Genomic DNA, 16,089 nt, shown 5'->3' on the forward strand with positions numbered 1-16,089 from the left:
AGTGCCCTCTTCCGCCACACCCATGGATTTGCGCCGCCGGCTGGTGACGGAAGCGCTGGGCTGCGGGCTGGTGGTGGTGGCGCTGGAGGGGTCGCACCACGTCGCGGAGCACCTGGGCGCGAGCGCCACGGAGGGACGCCTCTTCATGTCCCTGTCCTGCGGCGCGGTGCTGGCGTGCCTGTTGTGGGTGCTGCGTCCGCTGTCGGGCGCGCATTTGAATCCGGCGCTCACCTTCGCGGACGCGCTGGGGGACCGCACGCCCTGGCGCGAGGTGCCGCTGTACGCGCTGGCGCAGCTGTCCGGCAGCCTGGTGGGCAGGCTCGTGGCGCACCGCATGTGCAATGAGCCGCTGCTGCTCACCGCGAGGGTGCCCGCGGCGGACGGGGCGCGGTTCCTCACGGAGATGGTGGCCACGTTCGGGCTGCTGGTGGTGGTGCGAGGCTGCGTGCGTACGCGTCCGTCCGCGACGCCGCTGGCCATCGCGGGGTACGTGGCGGCGACAGTGTGGTTCACGGACTCGCGCTCGCTGGCGAACCCGGCGCTGGTGCTGGCGCGCGCGGCCAGCGCTCACGTGGGCGTGATGAGTCCGTGGGAGGTGGAGTCCTTCGTCGCGGCGCAGCTGTTGGGCGCGGCGCTGGCGGTGTTCCTCTTCCGGTGGCTCTTGGGCAGCACGCCGAAACCCGCCCCCACGGCGGCAGTGGAGACCGTCGTCTTCGAGTGCGCGGAAGCAGGGCCGGCGCACCTGGCCGCCGCCCTCTTCAACTCGCTGGCGCACCCGGACCGGGCGCGAGCGGTGGTGTCGCCGCCGCCGGGCTCGGGCCTGGATGACGGGCCGCCTCCCGCGGTGGAGACGCTGATTCGGGAGGCGAACCTGCGCGCCGCGCCCCTGCGAGACCGGAACGTGCCCGCGTCGCACTACGTCCTCATCGACGTCGCGGACCATGCCCCGGGCATGGACGCCCGCGTGCGCGAGCGCTGGTCACTTCCCGCGCTGTCGTTGAAGGAGGAGGCCGGAGCAAAGGCGCTCCAGGCGGCGCTGCGGCCGAGGCTGCACCAGCTCCTGGCGCGACAAGGTTGGGAGCGGCTGCACGTCGTCAGTGGCGGACCCGCCCCCGAAGGCCCTCGCGCCCTCACCTGACGCGGGGCCCTTTCGCGTGACGGGGTGCGGCGTTGACGTCGGCCCGACACGCGAGCATGACGGTCCGAGAGAGGTTTTCGCATGATGGAAGGTCTTCCCCCCGTCGTCTCCTGGCCACCGCTGCAGACGTTGATGCGGCTGACGCTCGCGCTCGCGGTGGGCCTGTTCGTCGGGCTGGAGCGTGAGTGGCGTGGCAAGGAGGCCGGCCTGCGCACGTTCGGCTTCGCGGCGCTGCTGGGCGGCATGGGCGGCCTCCTGGGCCCGAACTTCGCGCTGCTCAGCCTCGCGCTGTTGGGCGTGCTGCTGTGCTTCCTCAACTGGCAGTCCCTGCGCGCCAACGGCGGCGCGGAGCTGACCACGTCCGCCGCGCTGCTCGTCACGGGCTTCGCCGGCGTGCTGTGCGGCCTGGGTCATACGGTGACGCCCGCGGCGGTGGGAGTGACGACGGCGGGCCTGCTCGCGTGGAAGGAGCGGATGGCCACCTTCAGCCACAAGATCACCGCCGAGGAGCTGCGCAGCGCCATCCTGCTGGCCATCCTCGCCTTCGCCATCTACCCGGTGCTGCCCTCGCAGCCGGTGGACCCGTGGGGCCTCATCGAGCCGCGCGCCGCGTGGGTGACCGTCATCCTCATCGCGGCCATCGGCTTCGTGAACTACATGCTGTGGAAGGTGTTCGGCACGCACGGCGTGGAGGTCACGGGGTTCCTGGGCGGGCTCGTCAACAGCACCGTCACCGTGGCGGAGCTGGCCAACCGCGTGCGCGAGACCTCCGGACGCCTGCTCGACGTGGCCTACCGGGGCGTGATGCTGGCCACCGCCGCCATGGCGCTGCGCAACGCCGTGCTGCTGGGGCTGCTCTCGTTCCGCGCGCTGGTGGACTCCGCCATCCCGCTGGTCCTCATCCTCCTGTCCAGCACGGGTCTGGCGCTGATGCGCTCGCGCGTGGAGGCCACGCCCAGCGCCGAGCCTCCCGCCCTGCCCCTGAAGTCGCCCTTCTCGCTGCCGTCCGCGCTGAAGTTCGGCCTCATCTTCCTGGCGCTCCAGGTGGTGGGCACCGTGGGCCAGACGCTGCTGGGCCGCTGGGGCTTCTACGCGGTGAGCGCCGTGGGCGGACTGGTGTCCAGCGCGTCCGCGGTGGCGTCCGCCGCGTCGCTGTGCGCCAACGGCACCATCTCCCCCACGACGGCAGGAGTGGGCGCCATCATCGCGTCGCTCGCCAGCGCCGCCATCAACTTCATCCTCGTGGCGCGCGTGTCGGAGCAGCGGTCGCTCACGCTGCGGCTGGGCCGCGCGCTGGGCGTGGTGATGCTGCTGGGGCTCGTGGGCGCGTTCGTGCAGACGCGGCTGCCCACGTTCCTTCCGGCGGACGCCGGAGGCGCGGAGCTGTTCAAGCCCCACGCCTCCGAACAGCCCCACGCGGACTAGCGAAGGAGGCTCAGACGCAGAAGTAGGTCGCGTCCGTCCAGCCCCACTGGCCGGTGGACAGGCGCTGCACGTACATCCAGTTGCCGTCGCGGCTGTACACCTCCACGCCCTCGCCGTAGTTGATCTGCGCGTACACGGCGCCGCCCGGCGAGGTGCGCAGGCCCACGGTGTTCGCGTTGCACACCCAGCGGAAGTACTTCGCGTGCACCGGGCGGTCGTTGTTCTCCTCCTGGGCAGGCGCGTTCACCTGCGTACCATCCTGCGGCTGCGCCTCCATGTCCTCCGGCGCGCCACCACAGCCCACCGTCAGACCGGCAATAGCGAACGCAGCCACGCCGAACGCGCGGATCGAGAACGTCTTCATGGGCAACTCCAATGTCAGGGGGGCTGGGAACTACAGAAAACAGACTATACAGCTTTAATTAGGAATCAAGCTTAAGACGTATAAACTACAAATTCCGGACATAAATCCAGCCATCCGCCTGCACCGTAGCTGGCGCGCCGCGGCATGCTGCTGTCTGCCTTTAGAAGCGGTCCGGCTCCGTCATGGGAGGCGCGGCCGTCAATCCGCGCTCCTGCATGGGCGGGTGCAGCGGCAGCTGGACGATGAAGCGCGAGCCGTGGCCGAACTCGCTCTCCACGCGCACCCGGCCGCCATGGCCCTCCACCAGGCTCTTCACGATGGCCAGGCCCAGTCCCGCGCCGCCGAACTCGCGCGTGGAGCTGCCGTCCACCTGGTAGAAGCTCTGGAAGATGCGCTCGAACTCCTCGGCGCGGATGCCCACGCCGGTGTCCTCCACGCTGATGCGGTAGCCGGGCACGCCCAGCTCCTGCTGCATCGCCGCGTCCGACAGCGTCACCTTCACCCGGCCGCCCGCGGGCGTGAACTTCACCGCGTTGGCCAGCAGGTTCACCACCACCTGGCGCAGCTTGTCCAAGTCACCCGCCAGCCGGGGCTGCGGCGTGTGCGGCAGCCGCACCTCCAGCTCCAGGCCCTTGCGCTGCGCCTGCGGCAGCACGCTGGAGACCGCCGTCTGGATGACGTAGCCAGGGTCCACCGGCGCCATGGACAGGCGCAGACGCCCGGCTTCAATCTGGCTCAGGTCCAGCAGCGAGGAGATCATCGAGAGGAGCGTCTCGCCCTTCTCCACGATGGTGCGCACGTACTGGAGCTGCTCCGGGTTGAGCGGCCCCGCCAGCCCCTCCGCCATCATCTCCGAGTAGCCCAGGATGGACGCGAGCGGCGTGCGCAGCTCGTGGCTCACCGTGCCCAGGAAGGTGGACTTCAGCCGGTCCAATTCCTTCAGCCGCGCGTTCGCCTGGAGCAGCCGCGCGTTCTGCGCCTCCAGTTCGCGGTGCACCTCCAGCGTGGACTCCAGATGCAGGTGCGTGGCCAGGTACGCCTTCTGCCCGCTGGCCACGAGCGCGCCCAGCACCTGACCAAAGTGGCCCAGCACCTGCGCGGCGGTGCGCTCCGGTACGCGACGCACGCGGCCCAGCAGCTCCTGCGCGCGCTCCAGGTCCAGGCCGTGGATGCTGGTGAGCGTCTCCGGGAAGTCCGTCAGCTCCTCTGGCGTGAAGGGCCCCAGGATGACCCGGCCCAGCAGGTCGCCGTCCCAGCGCACCGGCATCACCACGTAGCGCAGGCCGGTGAAGCAGGTGAGCGCGATGAGGCCCGCAGCCTCGGAGACGTCTCCGTCCGCCACGCGCCCGCCGGACTCCGGCAGCACGGGGCCGTCCTTCACCCGGCCCACCATGGCGGTGCACGCGTGGCGTCCATCCGGGAAGGAGAAGACGTAGGCGCAGAAGTCGCCGTGGCCCACCTTCACGTCCGCCAGCTTGTTGCCGCGCGTGTCCAACACCTTGATGCCCACGCGGTACAGGTCGCTGAAGCCCTTCACCACCTCCGTGAAGGACGGCAGGTCCAGCAGGTCCCCCAGCGACAGCCGGCGCTGGAGCGCGGACTCACGCCGGGGCGCGCTCGCGGTGTTCCGGGATCCTCCGCCTGCCGCGCCGTTCATGGCGCCCTCCCGCTCTCCCTGCCGCCAGGCATGGCGCCAGGGCCGTACCGCCCCTCCAGCGCCGTGCCGCTCAGGTCGATGTGACGGAAGATCTGCCCCAGGAACTCTTCCTCGCTCAAGCCCACGTTGCGCGACAGCTGCGCCCGGCCCTCCAGCGCGCGCCAGGCCGTCTGCACCACGGCGTGGAAGGTCTCCACCACGCCCTCGCCTCGCACGGCCACGGAGCCCACCACCGGCTGGCTGCCCCGGCGCTGCACCTCCGCCAGCTCCTCGTCCGTGAGGCTGTCGGGCAGGTCGCGCTTGTTGAACTGGATGACCACCGGCACCTGCGTGGGATCCAGCTCCATCTCCCGCAGGTTCTCCTGCAGGTTGCGCCAGTAGGCGTTGTTCTCCTGCGCCGCCCCGCGCCGGCTGTCCGCGATGAAGACCACCGCGTCCGCGCCCTGCAGCACCACCCGCCGCGTGGCGTTGTGGATGACCTGACCGGGCACGGTGAAGAGCTTCACCTTCACCTTGAAGCCCGTGGAGGTGGAGAAGAAGACAGGCAGCAGGTCGAAGAAGAGCGTCCGGTCGTCGTGGGTATCCACCGACAGGAGGCGCCCTCGCACGTCCGGCCGCGCCCGCGCGTGCAGCTTGCGCAAGTTCGTCGTCTTCCCGCTCAACCCGGGGCCGTAATAGACGATCTTGAGCGTCAGCTCGCGCTGGGCGTGGTTGAGTTGCAAGGGGCTTAAACTCGGACCGAGGGGGACCCGGACAGGGGTTTTATAATGGCCTCACGCTCCGCGCGGAAGGCCGCTCGCAGTCCAGACGGCGGAGCAGGACGCGTCTTCCCGGAATGACGCGCCCGTAGGCGGCGTTTCGACAAGTTCCGGCTCCCCGCCTGGGAGGAGGACGTCTCCCCACACGGAAAACAGAACAATGCGCGCGGAATGATCGCGTGCATGGGTACGGGGGGACCGGTTAGGATCGCGGACGCGACGGAGGAGCAAGGCGATGACGATGAAGCAGGTGGACCCTGGCATCGAGGTGGCGGCCCCCACGCCGGTGCTGGACGGAGCGACGCTCCCCAACGAAATGGTGACCGGGGTCAAATTCGGTCCGCCCACCGACGAGGACCTGACGACGGTGTCGGCCCTGCGCGCCAACTCCGAGCCCTGGAAGGGGCGGGGTGAGTCGCAGGAGGAGAGCCTCAAGGCCCTCACCCAGCTGAAGCCCTTCATCCACGTGGCGCGGCTCCAGAGCCAGGTGGTGGGCTACGTGACGGTGGAGCGCGACGGTCCGGTGCCGGGCGCGGCCTACCTGCGCAACATCGTGGTGAAGCCGGAGCTGCGGCGCCACGGCCTGGGCGCCATGCTGCTCGACAAGGCGCTGGACGCGGCGCGCGACATGTACCGCAAGACCATCGCCCTGCGCGTGGATCCTGCGAACGCGCCCGCGGTGGGCTTCTACCGCAAGGCGGGCTTCACCACGGTGGCCACGGTGGTCTCCAAGAAGTCCGGCAAGCTGCGGCTCCTGATGTCGCGCGAGCTGTAGTCCGCGGTACCCCAGCAATCGGTTGGACCCGACGGGAGGGGCCCTCGCACGGCCGCTCCCGTCGTGCGTTTGGGGCATGCCCCCAGGGTGACCTGGAGCGCGGCGGTCGACTATCCTTTCGGGAGTTTCCACCCCGCCGGGCCTGACGCACGGCAGCGGTGGGGCTTCCCCCTGAATGAAACCGCTCGCGGAACTGCTGCGTCATCTCTCGCGTCCTGGAATCACCGAGCTGGCCCTGGCCAGTGGCCGTCCTCCGATGGTGCGCGGCGCCAACGGTTACGAGCCCGTCGATCCAGGCGCCCTCTCCACCGATGAGCTCGTGAAGGCCCTCCAGGCGATGGTGGGCATGGCGCGCGCGTCCTCTGTGTCGGAGACGCCGGTGCAATGGACGGTGAACGCCACCGGCCTGGGTTCCCTCAACATCGCCGCGGTGCGCCGGGGCGAGCTGATGAACGTGCGCCTCACGCGAAGCGCGGAAGGCGCGGCGGCCGCCGCGGCTCCAGCGACCGCGGCGGCTCCGGCGGCGCCTGCCGCGCCCACGCGGACGCCCTACGCGGGAATGCCGGCCGTGTCCGCCCAGGCGGCGCCCACGCGCACGCCCTACGCGGGAGTGCCCGCGGTCTCCGCGCCCGTGGACGCGCGGGCCACGCAGCCAGGTGGAATGGGTGCGGGAGCCGCCGCGCGCGGAGTTCCTGTCAGCGCGGCCCCTCACGCGGGCGCTCCTTCACACGCAGGCGCGGGCGGATACGCGAGTGCGCCTGCCCACGCGGGTGCTGCGGCCCATGCAGGTGCGGCGGCCCATGCAGGCGCTGCTGCTCATGCAGGCGCTGCGTCCCACTCCACTGCCAGCGCGAATCCCCCCGCGCGGATCATCCCCATCTCGCGCGCGACATCCGCTCCGGGCCGCGACCTGACCGTGCTGCTGGAGCAGGCGCGCAGCATGGGCGCCAGCGACCTGCACCTGGTGGCCGGACGGCCTCCGCTGCTGCGCCTGGCCGGGGAGCTGCTGCCGCAGGACACGCCGCTGTCCCCGGAGACGGTGGAGCGGCTGCTGCTACCCATCATCCCGGAGCGGCTGCGCCACGTGCTGGAGAAGGACGGCAGCGTGGACTTCGCGCTGGACTCCGAGGAGACCGGCCGCTTCCGCGTCAACGTGTGCCGCCAGCGCACGGGCCTCAAGGGCACCTTCCGCGTCATCCCCCGCGAAATCCCCACCCTGGAGTCGCTGGGCCTGCCCGCGGACATCGCCAAGGCCACGCACCACCACCAGGGCCTCATCGTGCTCACCGGTCCATCCGGCCACGGCAAGACGAGCACGCTCGCGGCGCTGGTGGACATCATCAACCGTGAAACGACGCACCACGTGCTCACCGTGGAGGACCCGGTGGAGTACGTGCACCCGCGCAAGCGCGCCCTCATCAGCCAGCGCGAGGTGGGCACCAGCACCCGCACCTTCGCCAGCGCCCTCAAGGGCAGCCTCCGCGAGGACCCGGACGTCATCGTCGTGGGCGAGCTGCGCGACACGGAGACCGTGCGCATGGCGCTCGCCGCCAGCGAAACGGGCCACCTGCTCATCAGCACCATGAACACGCCCAGCGCGGCGAAGACCATCGACCGGCTCATCGACCTCTTCCCGCCGGCGGACCAGCAGCAGGTGCGGCTGTCACTCTCCAGCGGCCTGCGCCTCATCGTCAGCCAGCGACTGATGCCCAGCACGGACGGCAAGTCCCTGGTCGCCGCCGCCGAGGTGCTCACCGGCTCCGTGGCCCTGGGCAACCTCATCCGCGACAACAAGACGTACCAGATCCCCTCCCTCCAGCAGCGCGGCAAGTCGCTGGGCATCATCCGCTTCGAGGACTCGCTCGCGGACCTGGCCCGCTCCGGCAAGGCGACGCTGGAGACGGTGAAGGGCTTCGCGGAGAACCCGGACGAAATCGAAGCCATGGTGACGGGCAAGCGGCCCGGCGCCGCTCCCACCGTGCCCCCGCCCGCCACCGCCCAGGAGGGCGCGCGGATGCTGTCCAAGGTGGGCTCACTGCTTGGCAAGAAGGGCGCCTGACATGACGGACACCCCTCGCATCGCCGCCTGGTTTGACGTCCTGCTCGACAAGAAGGGCAGCGACCTGCACCTGGGCGTGGGCTACCCGCCCCTGGGCCGCATCCGCGGCGAGCTCATGCCCCTGCGCGAAGAAGCCCTCACCACCGAAGAGCTGGAGTCGTTGCTCTTCGAGATCTGCTCGCCCGAACAGAAGCGGCAGATAACGGAGGAGCTGGACCTGGACTTCGCCTACGGCTACGGCACCAAGGCCCGCTTCCGCGCCAACTACTTCTACCGGATGACTGGCATTGGCGCCGTGTTCCGCACCATCCCCAGCAAGGTGCTGTCGCTGGAGGACCTGAAGACGCCGGAGGTGGTGCGCAAGATGGCGGACCGCCGCAGCGGGCTGGTGCTGGTGACGGGCCCCACGGGCTCGGGCAAGTCCACGACGCTCGCCGGGATGATCAACCACATCAACAAGACGCGCCCGGCGCACGTGCTCACCGTCGAGGACCCGGTGGAGTTCGTGCACGAATCGCTCAAGTCCCAGGTCACCCACCGCGAGGTGGGCCCGCACGCCTCCAGCTTCGCCACCGCCATCCGCTCCGCCGGCCGTGAAGACCCCAACGTCATCCTCATCGGCGAGCTCCGCACCAACGAGACGATGAAGCTGGCGCTCCAGCTGGCCAGCTTCGGCGTGCTCGTCTTCGCCACGGTGCACACCAACAGCGCCCCCGCCACCATCGACCGCATCATCAACTCCTTCCCCGCGGACGAGCAGGGTCAGGTGCGCGGCATGCTCGCGGAGTCGCTGGCCGGCATCGTCGCCCAGCAGCTCATCAAGACCGCGGACGGCAAGGGCCGCGTCGCCGCGCTCGAAATCCTGGTGGGCAGCGCCGCCATCGCCGCCATGATTCGCGAGGGCAAGGTGTTCCAGATCGCCTCCAAGATGCAGGCCGGCCAGAACCAGGGCATGCAGACCCTGGACATGCACCTGGAGCGGCTGGTGAAGGACGACGTCATCCTCCCCGAGGCCGCCCTGGAGAAAGCCCAGGACAAGGAGAATTTCGTGAAGGTCATCCAGCGGCTGAAGCCGGACTGGCAGGTGCCGGAGACGCTGAAGGCCTGAGCGGCCTCCCTCGGGCGGGGGAAGGAATTTGCTTTCTCCCCCCGACTTCGCCTTTGTTCGGGAGTGAACTTGGATCCGCCCACGGAGGTGGGTCCTACACTTCCGAGGGGGAAGTCATGGATCAGCAGCAGATTGAGATGATGCAGCAGATGCAGGACCAGCAGGCGGCGGGCCCGGGTCCGCTGTTCTGGATCATCTACCTGGCGTTCATCGGCCTGACGATTGCCGGCCTGTGGAAGACGTTCGCCAAGGCGGGCCAGCCCGGCTGGGCGGCCATCGTGCCGTTCTACAACATCTATGTGATGACCCAGATCGTCGGCCGTCCGGCGTGGTGGGTGGTGCTGGCGCTCCTGCCGTGTGTGAACATCATCGCGCTGTTCATCATCGGCATCGACATGGCGAAGTCGTTCGGCAAGGGCACGGGCTTCGGCATCGGCCTGGCGCTGCTCGGCCCGGTCTTCTACGCCATCCTCGGCTTCGGCGACGCGCAGTACCAGGGCCCGGCCGCCTCCGGCGGTGGCATGGCCGCGGCGTAGTTCCCCACGGCCTCCCGGCCGTGAACGGCGGCGGTGGAGTGGCCCTCCGGGCGCTTCACCGCCGTTCGTGTTTCTGGAGCCCGCCATTGCTCGCCCGGGAGCACGACATCCAGTAGAGCGGGCCCGATGCCTGGACCTCGCGCCGTCGCTCGCCCGTCGCTCTCCCGTCGCCTCGCATGGGCGTTGCTGCTGCCCGGCGTGGCCACCGCGCAGACGGTGGACGCGGACAGGGTCCCCGAGCCGGAGGCCGCCGCGCTCGTGGCCCCCGCCGAGCCCGAGCCTCAGCCCGAGCCTCCTCGCGACACCCGCACCGTCGTCACCGCCACGCGCCTGCCGCGGCCGCTGCGCGACGTGCCCGCCACCACGGTGGTGATTCCCCGCGAGGAGATGGAACGCAGCCCCACGCTCACGCAGGACGCGCTCATCCGCACGCTGCCGTCCGCGGCCACGTTCCGCCGCACGCCGTCGCTCGTCGCGGACCCCACCGCGCAGGGGCTCAACCTGCGAGGGCTCGCGCCCTCCGGCGTGGCGCGTGGGCTGGTGCTGCTGGACGGGCTTCCCTTCAACGACCCCTACGGAGGCTGGGTCTTCTGGCGCGCCCTGCCCCGCCTGGGCCTGGACCGCGTCGAGGTCGTCCCCACCGGCGGCTCCGCGCTCTATGGCAGCGCCGCGCTGGGCGGCGTGGTGCAGCTGTTCTCCCGGCCCATTACCGGCCCGGTGCTCGACGTCGACCTGTCCGCCGGCAACCTGGGCACCGGCTTCGCCGCCGCGCGCATCGCGGACCGTTGGGGCCGCGTGGGCGCCTCGTTGGAGGTCGAGGGCCTCACCAGCAACGGCTACCGCATCGTCCCCGAAGGCCAGCGCGGCCGCATCGACGGAGACACGCCCTCCAACCACGTCAGCGCCCAGGCGCGCGTCGAAGCGGCGGCCACCGACCACCTGTCCCTCTCCGCCCGCGCGGGCGTGTTCCGCGAGACGCAGAACGGTGGCACCCAGTACACCGTCGCCAGCGTGGACCTCATGTGGTTCGCCGCGAACGCCCGCCTCCGCACGGACGCCGTCGGCACCTTCGAGCTGGGCCTCCATGGCCGCACCCAGCACTTCGCCCAGGACCGCGCGCGCGTCGCACCGGACCGCAACTTCGAGATCCGCTCCGCCCTCCAGGACGTGCCCGCGGACGACCAGGGCGGCTCGCTCGTCTGGACCGGTCCGGAGCTGACGCTGGGCGGAACCCACGTGTTCGCAGCGGGCGTGGACGTGCGCCGCTCCCACGGCAGGGCCGACGAGGTGCTCTTCCCCGCCAGCTACACCGCCACGACGCTCTATGCGCGCAACACGCGGGGCACGCAGCTGTCCGGCGGCGTCTTCGTGCAGGACCTCTACACCGTGTCCCCCGCGCTGGAGTTCGCCGGCACGCTGCGCTGGGACACGTGGCGCAACTTCGACGGCAACCGGTTGGAGAGCTTCGCGAACGGCACCACCACCGCCACCGACTTCGAGCCCCGCACCGCGCGCCAGCTCAGTCCGCGCATCGCCGCGCGCGTGCGCCCGTTGGAGTGGCTCACGCTGCGCGCCTCCGCGTACCGCGCCTTCCGCGCCCCCACCCTCAACGAGCTCTATCGCCCCTTCCAGGTGGGCACCGTCCTCACCGCCGCGAACCCGGACCTGGGCGCGGAGCGCCTCTGGGGCACCGAGGCAGGCGTGGAGGCCACCGGCCCGCGCGGACTCACCGGCCGCGTCACCGGCTTCTGGAACGTGCTGGACGCGCCCGTCACCAACGTCACCCTCGCCACGCCCCTGCCGGACGGAGCCACGCGCCAGCGACAGAACCTGGGCCGGGCCCGCGTGCGAGGCGTGGAGCTGGGCGCGGACTGGCGCATGTCCCGGCAGTGGACCGCGCTCGCCGCCTACACCTTCGTGGACCCCGTCGTCACGCGCGCCCCCGGTCAGCCCGACCTCGCGGGTCGCCAGCTTCCGCAGGACCCCCGGCATCGCGGCTCGCTCGCGGTCACCTTCGATGACCCGCGCATCGTCTCCGTCACCGCGCAGCTGCGCGTGTTCGGCCCGCAGTACGAGGACGACCTCAACACGCGCGGCATGGGCGGCGCGGCGGTGGTGGACCTGTTCGTGAGCCGCCACCTGTTCTGGAAGGTGGACGCCTTCGGCGCGGTGGAGAACCTCTTCGACCGCCAGTACCTCGCGGGCCGCGCGGGCGTGGACACGCTGGCCCCGCCCTTCCAGGCACGCGTGGGCCTGCGCCTGCGCGACGTGTTCAGCGAATCGAGCGCACGGGCGGCACCGGGCGCACCGGACCGTTGAACCAGCGGCTCAATTCCGTCGTGTCCTCCATCCGCTTCGCGGGCGGCAGGCTGGAGAGGAACACGCGGCCGTAGCCCTTGGTCACGATGCGGCGGTCCAGCATCGCGACAATGCCCCGGTCCGCCTGCGTGCGGATGAGCCGCCCGAAGCCCTGCCGCAGCGCCAGCGCCGCCTGCGGCAGCTGGTACTGGTCGAACGGCTCTTCACCGCGCGCCTGAATCTGACGGATGCGCGCGGCCACCAGCGGGTCGCCGGGAGACGCGAACGGGAGCCGGTCGATGATGACCAGGCTCAGCGCGTCCCCAGGCACGTCCACGCCCTCCCAGAAGCTGTGCGCGGCGAAGAGCACGCTGGGCGTCTGGCGGAACGCATCCAGCAGCTGCTGCTTGGGCCGCTCCCCCTGGAGCAATGCCTGATAGGGCAGCCGCGTCGCCGTCAGCTCGTACGCGCGCACCATGTTGCGCAGCGACGTGAAGAGCACGAACGCGCGCCCGCCCGTCACTTCGCACAGCTGGATGATTTCTTCCGCCGCCGCCTCGATGAAGCCCGGGGCGCTGGGGTCCGGCAGGTGCGTGGGCAGGTACAGCGCGGACTGGCGCGGGAAGTCGAACGGGCTGGGCACCGCCAGCGTGCGCACGCGCGTCACGGGCTGGCCCTCGTCGTCGTACATGCCCATGCGCTTGGCGAAGAAGTCGAAGCGGCTGTCCGCCGCGAGCGTCGCGGAGGTGAACACCACCGTGTCCAGCGCGCCGTAGAGCCGGTCGCGCAGCTCCTTCGCCACGTCGATGGGGCTCGCGCGCAGGAACAGTCCCTTGCCGCGCGCCTCCGCCCAGTACACGTGGTCCGCGGACTCGGACTTCTCCAGGAAGCTGAGCTGCTCCGCCATCTCCTCCGCGCGGCGGTGGATGGCGGCCAGCTCCGGCTCGCGCTCGCTGCCCGCGAAGGACGCCAGCGCGGCCAGGCCTTCCCGCACCTGCTCCAGCGCGCCGGACAGCTTGCCCATCGTCTCCGGGCGCAAGGCCACGGTGGACTCCTGGCTGGACATCCCCAGCGCGCGCGGCGCCTGGAGGAACAGCGCGTCCGCGTGCGAGCGCACCCGCTGGGCCAGCGCGGAGAGCGTCGCGTGCCGCTCATCCTTCGCCTGCAGGGCCGCCACCGCGTCGCGCGACAGCTCCTCCAGCCGGTAGTTGGACACGCTGCACCCGAAGTGGCCGCTGGCCGCGTCCTCCAGCGCGTGCGCCTCGTCGAAGACGACCGCGTCGTAGAAGGGCAGCACCCCTTCCGTGCGCTTGCCGGAGCTGCGCAGCGCCAGGTCCGCGAAGAACAGGTGGTGGTTCACCACCAGCAGGTCCGCGGCCTCCGCGCGCTTGCGCATCCGCGTGACGAAGCACGTGTCGTACTGCGAGCAGCGCGAGCCCAGGCACGTCTCCGACGTGGTGGACAGCCGGGACCACGCGGCGAAGGACTCCGGCAAATCCAGCTCCGCCCGGTCCCCCGTCTCCGTCTGCGTCACCCACTTCTTGAGCAGCGGCCACTGCTTCGCCTCTTCGCGCGAGACGAACTGCGGGTCCTTTTCGAAGGACTCGTAGCGGTGCAGGCACAGGTAGTTGCCGCGCCCCTTGAGGTACGCCGCCTCGAAGCGCAGGCCCAGCTTCTCACTGAGCAGCGGCAGGTCCTTGAAGAACACCTGGTCCTGCAATGTCTTCGTGGCCGTGGACACCACCACCTTGCGCCCCGCCAGGAGCGCGGGCACCAGGTACGCCAGCGTCTTGCCCGTGCCGGTGCCGGCCTCCGCCAGCAGGTAGCTGCCCTCGGAGAAGGCCCGCTCCACCGCGCGCGCCATCTGGAGCTGCTCCGGGCGGTGCTCGTACGCGGGCAGCGCCTCTTCCAGCGCGCCACCAGGCCCCAGCAGGCTGTCGACAGAGAGAGGACGGGTCGCGGGCGCGGACATGCGGCGGTTCGGGGGCAGGAGGGCGGAAAGGCGGCCCCGCAGGATAACAGCGCCCGGCGCCCCCCGCGCGTTCCCTGACGCGGCCGTGAAGCCCCTTCTCCCGCCCGCCCGGGAAGCGGGCCGGCCAGCGCTCCGCCGGACCCGCCGCCTAGAAGGACGCGCGCATCATCTGGAAGAGCACCAGCAGCAGCACCAGGGACACCACCAGCACGGTGCTCAGCACCGCGGTCTTCATCTTGCGCCCCAGCGCCGGTGAGGGTCCGTCGGAGATGAGCTGCGTCGTGGTCGTCACCCGGCGGACCACTTCATCCCGTCCGCGCAGCGCCTGGGCGTCGTTCGGCGCGCGGGCGAGCCGCACGCGGTACAGCCGGCCCACCATGGCCATCTCGCCCCGCATCATCACCTGGGACAGCAGGCGGTCGTGCGCGTCCCAGTCGTGCCAGGTCTCCAGCAGCTCGCGCCACTCCTGGGCCAGGGCTTCGGAGGGCTGGTGCTCGTCCGGGATGAAGTTGGCGTAGACCAGTCCGCACGCCGAGCAGGCCCCGGCGTCGTCGCGCATGGGCGCCACGCACTTGGGGCAGTGGCCCGGAGGCGCCTGGAAGGGGTCTCCGTCCAGCGCGAGCAGGGCCGCGGCGGGAGCATCCGGACGCACCACCCGCAGCGCGGTGACGCTGGGCCGAGCGAGAGGTGACGGCGGAGGGGCCGCGTAGGGCGCCGCCACCGCGAGGTCCTCCACGCCGTCATGCGCAGGAGTGGGCGCGGGCCGAGGGGATGCCGGCTTGGAGAGGGAAGGCGCCGCCCGAGTCCACGCACCACACGCCGGGCACGCCACGGCCAGCGCGTGCTCCTCGAGGACGTAGGTCTCCACCTTGACCAGTCGGTCGCAGCTCTCGCACTGGTACTTCATGACCACACCTCTCGCAGCGGGATGGGCATCGCGCACCCTACCAGCGCCAACAGGCACAGCGCGCAGATGACCTTGCGTGAAGCGCTCAGGGGCTCCTCCGGCCGCAACACCTCCGGGTGGCCGAAGCCCACGACCTTGCTCGCCACCACCAGCCACAGGCCCCATGACGCGGTGACGAACACGGTGAGGAAGAGCAGCACCACCGCCACGCCCTGGCCCACCAGACGGGCCCGGGGCCCCAGCGCCGCGAACGTCAGGTGCCCGCCGTCCAGCTGCCCCACCGGCAGCAGGTTGAGCAGCGTCACCAGCAGGCCGAACCACGCCGCCATCACCACCGGGTGCACCACCACGTCCTTGCCCTCCGGCAGCGGGCCCAGCGCCAGCCACGTCAGCGCCTTCATGAGGAGGTTGTCGCCAAAGTGCGTCTGGTGGCTCGTGTAGACGGGCTCCATCGCGGGCGGCGCCTGCGTCAGCTTCTCCATCACCCAACGCAGCAGGTCCTGCCCCAGCACCCACAGCGACGACTCGCCGGGGAACGAGGACGGCACCGGCGGCGAGTCCACCACCGTGGAGTGCAACAGCCCCCAGTAGAGCAGCGGCAGCGCCACCACCAGGCCCGCCAGCGGCCCCGCGGCGCCAATGTCCACCAGCGCGTTGCGAGTGGGGATGCGCCCGCGCAGCCGGATGACCGCGCCCAGCGTGCCCAGGCTCCCCGGCACCGGCAGCGGGATGAAGTACGGCAACGACGTGTCCACCCGGTGCCACCGCGCGAGCACGTAGTGCCCCATCTCGTGCGAGCCCAGGATGGCCAGCAGCGACCCGCTGAAGAACAGCGCCTGGGTCCGGTCCTCCGCGAGCAGCCCGTCCCCACTGAACGGGAACGAGCGGCCAAAGAGCAGCAGGTACGCGAGGAACGTCGTCCCCAGCGTCACCACGAAGAGCAGCAGGTGCAGCCAGACGCGGGCCGGGGCGGGACGTGGAACGGAAACCGGGTGCATGCGCGAAGATGCCTCACGTCCGCGAGAGGGGCGACCACTCCCGCGCCGCCCGGCGGATGAAGTGTCCAACAGAACTCGGAATAGCCCGCCCCGG

The 16,089-nt window shown here is 71.0% G+C and carries 13 protein-coding genes; 7 read left to right on the forward strand and 6 right to left on the reverse strand.

Features of this window, described 5'->3' with window-relative positions:
• Position 1: 1 nt before the first annotated feature.
• Positions 2-1,138 carry an aquaporin gene (locus tag GTZ93_RS21655; protein ID WP_306464230.1) on the forward strand — a complete coding sequence of 379 codons (1,137 nt, stop codon included), beginning with the start codon at positions 2-4 and terminating at the stop codon, positions 1,136-1,138.
• Between the two features lie 81 nt (positions 1,139-1,219).
• Positions 1,220-2,563 carry an MgtC/SapB family protein gene (locus GTZ93_RS21660; protein WP_120579083.1) on the forward strand — a complete coding sequence of 448 codons (1,344 nt, stop codon included), beginning with the start codon at positions 1,220-1,222 and terminating at the stop codon, positions 2,561-2,563.
• A gap of 10 nt (positions 2,564-2,573) precedes the next feature.
• On the opposite strand, the gene GTZ93_RS21665 is transcribed toward GTZ93_RS21660, so the two are convergent.
• The 3 genes from GTZ93_RS21665 to GTZ93_RS21675 form a co-directional block, all read right to left on the reverse strand.
• Positions 2,574-2,927, reverse strand: coding sequence for an SH3 domain-containing protein (locus tag GTZ93_RS21665; RefSeq protein WP_120579084.1), 354 nt, complete (start codon positions 2,925-2,927; stop codon positions 2,574-2,576).
• Between the two features lie 160 nt (positions 2,928-3,087).
• A complete protein-coding gene (locus GTZ93_RS21670) occupies positions 3,088-4,584 on the reverse strand; it encodes a sensor histidine kinase (protein ID WP_139922443.1) in 1,497 nt (498 codons plus the stop codon).
• Positions 4,581-5,306 (reverse strand): GTP-binding protein, encoded by a 726-nt coding sequence (locus tag GTZ93_RS21675; protein WP_120561098.1) that lies wholly within the window; start codon positions 5,304-5,306, stop codon positions 4,581-4,583. Before GTZ93_RS21675 ends, GTZ93_RS21670 begins: the two co-directional genes overlap by 4 nt.
• 271 nt (positions 5,307-5,577) lie before the next feature.
• Here GTZ93_RS21675 and GTZ93_RS21680 point away from each other — a divergent pair, with 271 nt between their 5' ends.
• From GTZ93_RS21680 to GTZ93_RS21700, 5 genes are all read left to right on the forward strand, one after another.
• Positions 5,578-6,117 (forward strand): GNAT family N-acetyltransferase, encoded by a 540-nt coding sequence (locus tag GTZ93_RS21680; protein WP_139922442.1) that lies wholly within the window; start codon positions 5,578-5,580, stop codon positions 6,115-6,117.
• Positions 6,118-6,292: 175 nt separating this feature from the next.
• Positions 6,293-8,176 carry a type IV pilus twitching motility protein PilT gene (locus GTZ93_RS21685; RefSeq protein WP_261778722.1) on the forward strand — a complete coding sequence of 628 codons (1,884 nt, stop codon included), beginning with the start codon at positions 6,293-6,295 and terminating at the stop codon, positions 8,174-8,176.
• A gap of 1 nt (position 8,177) precedes the next feature.
• Positions 8,178-9,284 (forward strand): type IV pilus twitching motility protein PilT, encoded by a 1,107-nt coding sequence (locus GTZ93_RS21690; RefSeq protein WP_120579089.1) that lies wholly within the window; start codon positions 8,178-8,180, stop codon positions 9,282-9,284.
• 116 nt (positions 9,285-9,400) lie between these two features.
• A complete protein-coding gene (locus tag GTZ93_RS21695) occupies positions 9,401-9,820 on the forward strand; it encodes a DUF5684 domain-containing protein (protein WP_139923448.1) in 420 nt (139 codons plus the stop codon).
• Positions 9,821-9,946: 126 nt separating this feature from the next.
• Complete coding sequence (locus GTZ93_RS21700; RefSeq protein ID WP_139923450.1) at positions 9,947-12,139, forward strand: TonB-dependent receptor; 2,193 nt, start codon at positions 9,947-9,949, stop codon at positions 12,137-12,139.
• On the opposite strand, the gene GTZ93_RS21705 is transcribed toward GTZ93_RS21700, so the two are convergent.
• From GTZ93_RS21705 to GTZ93_RS21715, 3 genes are all read right to left on the reverse strand, one after another.
• On the reverse strand, positions 12,093-14,090 hold the full coding sequence (locus GTZ93_RS21705) for an ATP-dependent DNA helicase (RefSeq protein ID WP_120597378.1): 1,998 nt from the start codon (positions 14,088-14,090) through the stop codon (positions 12,093-12,095). The two genes, GTZ93_RS21700 and GTZ93_RS21705, sit on opposite strands and share 47 nt — an antisense overlap.
• Before the next feature lie 148 nt (positions 14,091-14,238).
• Positions 14,239-14,997, reverse strand: a complete 759-nt coding sequence (locus GTZ93_RS21710; RefSeq protein WP_139923141.1) for a hypothetical protein — start codon at positions 14,995-14,997, stop codon at positions 14,239-14,241.
• The gene (locus GTZ93_RS21715) at positions 14,994-15,995 is read right to left on the reverse strand and encodes a site-2 protease family protein (protein ID WP_139923144.1); all 1,002 of its coding nucleotides are present in this window, start codon (positions 15,993-15,995) and stop codon (positions 14,994-14,996) included. The genes GTZ93_RS21710 and GTZ93_RS21715 overlap by 4 nt, the downstream gene beginning before the upstream one ends.
• Between the last annotated feature and the right edge of the window lie 94 nt (positions 15,996-16,089).

The organism is Corallococcus exiguus, assembly GCF_009909105.1.
Classification (GTDB): Bacteria; Myxococcota; Myxococcia; order Myxococcales; family Myxococcaceae; genus Corallococcus; species Corallococcus exiguus.

Excerpts from the sequence above, each read along its gene's own strand:
- GTZ93_RS21690 (WP_120579089.1), top strand. The coding sequence starts at position 8,178 with ATGACGGACACCCCTCGCATCGCCGCCTGGTTTGACGTCCTGCTCGAC.
- GTZ93_RS21665 (WP_120579084.1), bottom strand. The coding sequence starts at position 2,927 with ATGAAGACGTTCTCGATCCGCGCGTTCGGCGTGGCTGCGTTCGCTATT.
- GTZ93_RS21680 (WP_139922442.1), top strand. The coding sequence starts at position 5,578 with ATGACGATGAAGCAGGTGGACCCTGGCATCGAGGTGGCGGCCCCCACG.
- GTZ93_RS21670 (WP_139922443.1), bottom strand. The coding sequence starts at position 4,584 with ATGAACGGCGCGGCAGGCGGAGGATCCCGGAACACCGCGAGCGCGCCC.
- GTZ93_RS21705 (WP_120597378.1), bottom strand. The coding sequence starts at position 14,090 with ATGTCCGCGCCCGCGACCCGTCCTCTCTCTGTCGACAGCCTGCTGGGG.
- GTZ93_RS21695 (WP_139923448.1), top strand. The coding sequence starts at position 9,401 with ATGGATCAGCAGCAGATTGAGATGATGCAGCAGATGCAGGACCAGCAG.
- GTZ93_RS21700 (WP_139923450.1), top strand. The coding sequence starts at position 9,947 with ATGCCTGGACCTCGCGCCGTCGCTCGCCCGTCGCTCTCCCGTCGCCTC.
- GTZ93_RS21710 (WP_139923141.1), bottom strand. The coding sequence starts at position 14,997 with ATGAAGTACCAGTGCGAGAGCTGCGACCGACTGGTCAAGGTGGAGACC.
- GTZ93_RS21660 (WP_120579083.1), top strand. The coding sequence starts at position 1,220 with ATGATGGAAGGTCTTCCCCCCGTCGTCTCCTGGCCACCGCTGCAGACG.
- GTZ93_RS21685 (WP_261778722.1), top strand. The coding sequence starts at position 6,293 with ATGAAACCGCTCGCGGAACTGCTGCGTCATCTCTCGCGTCCTGGAATC.
- GTZ93_RS21715 (WP_139923144.1), bottom strand. The coding sequence starts at position 15,995 with ATGCACCCGGTTTCCGTTCCACGTCCCGCCCCGGCCCGCGTCTGGCTG.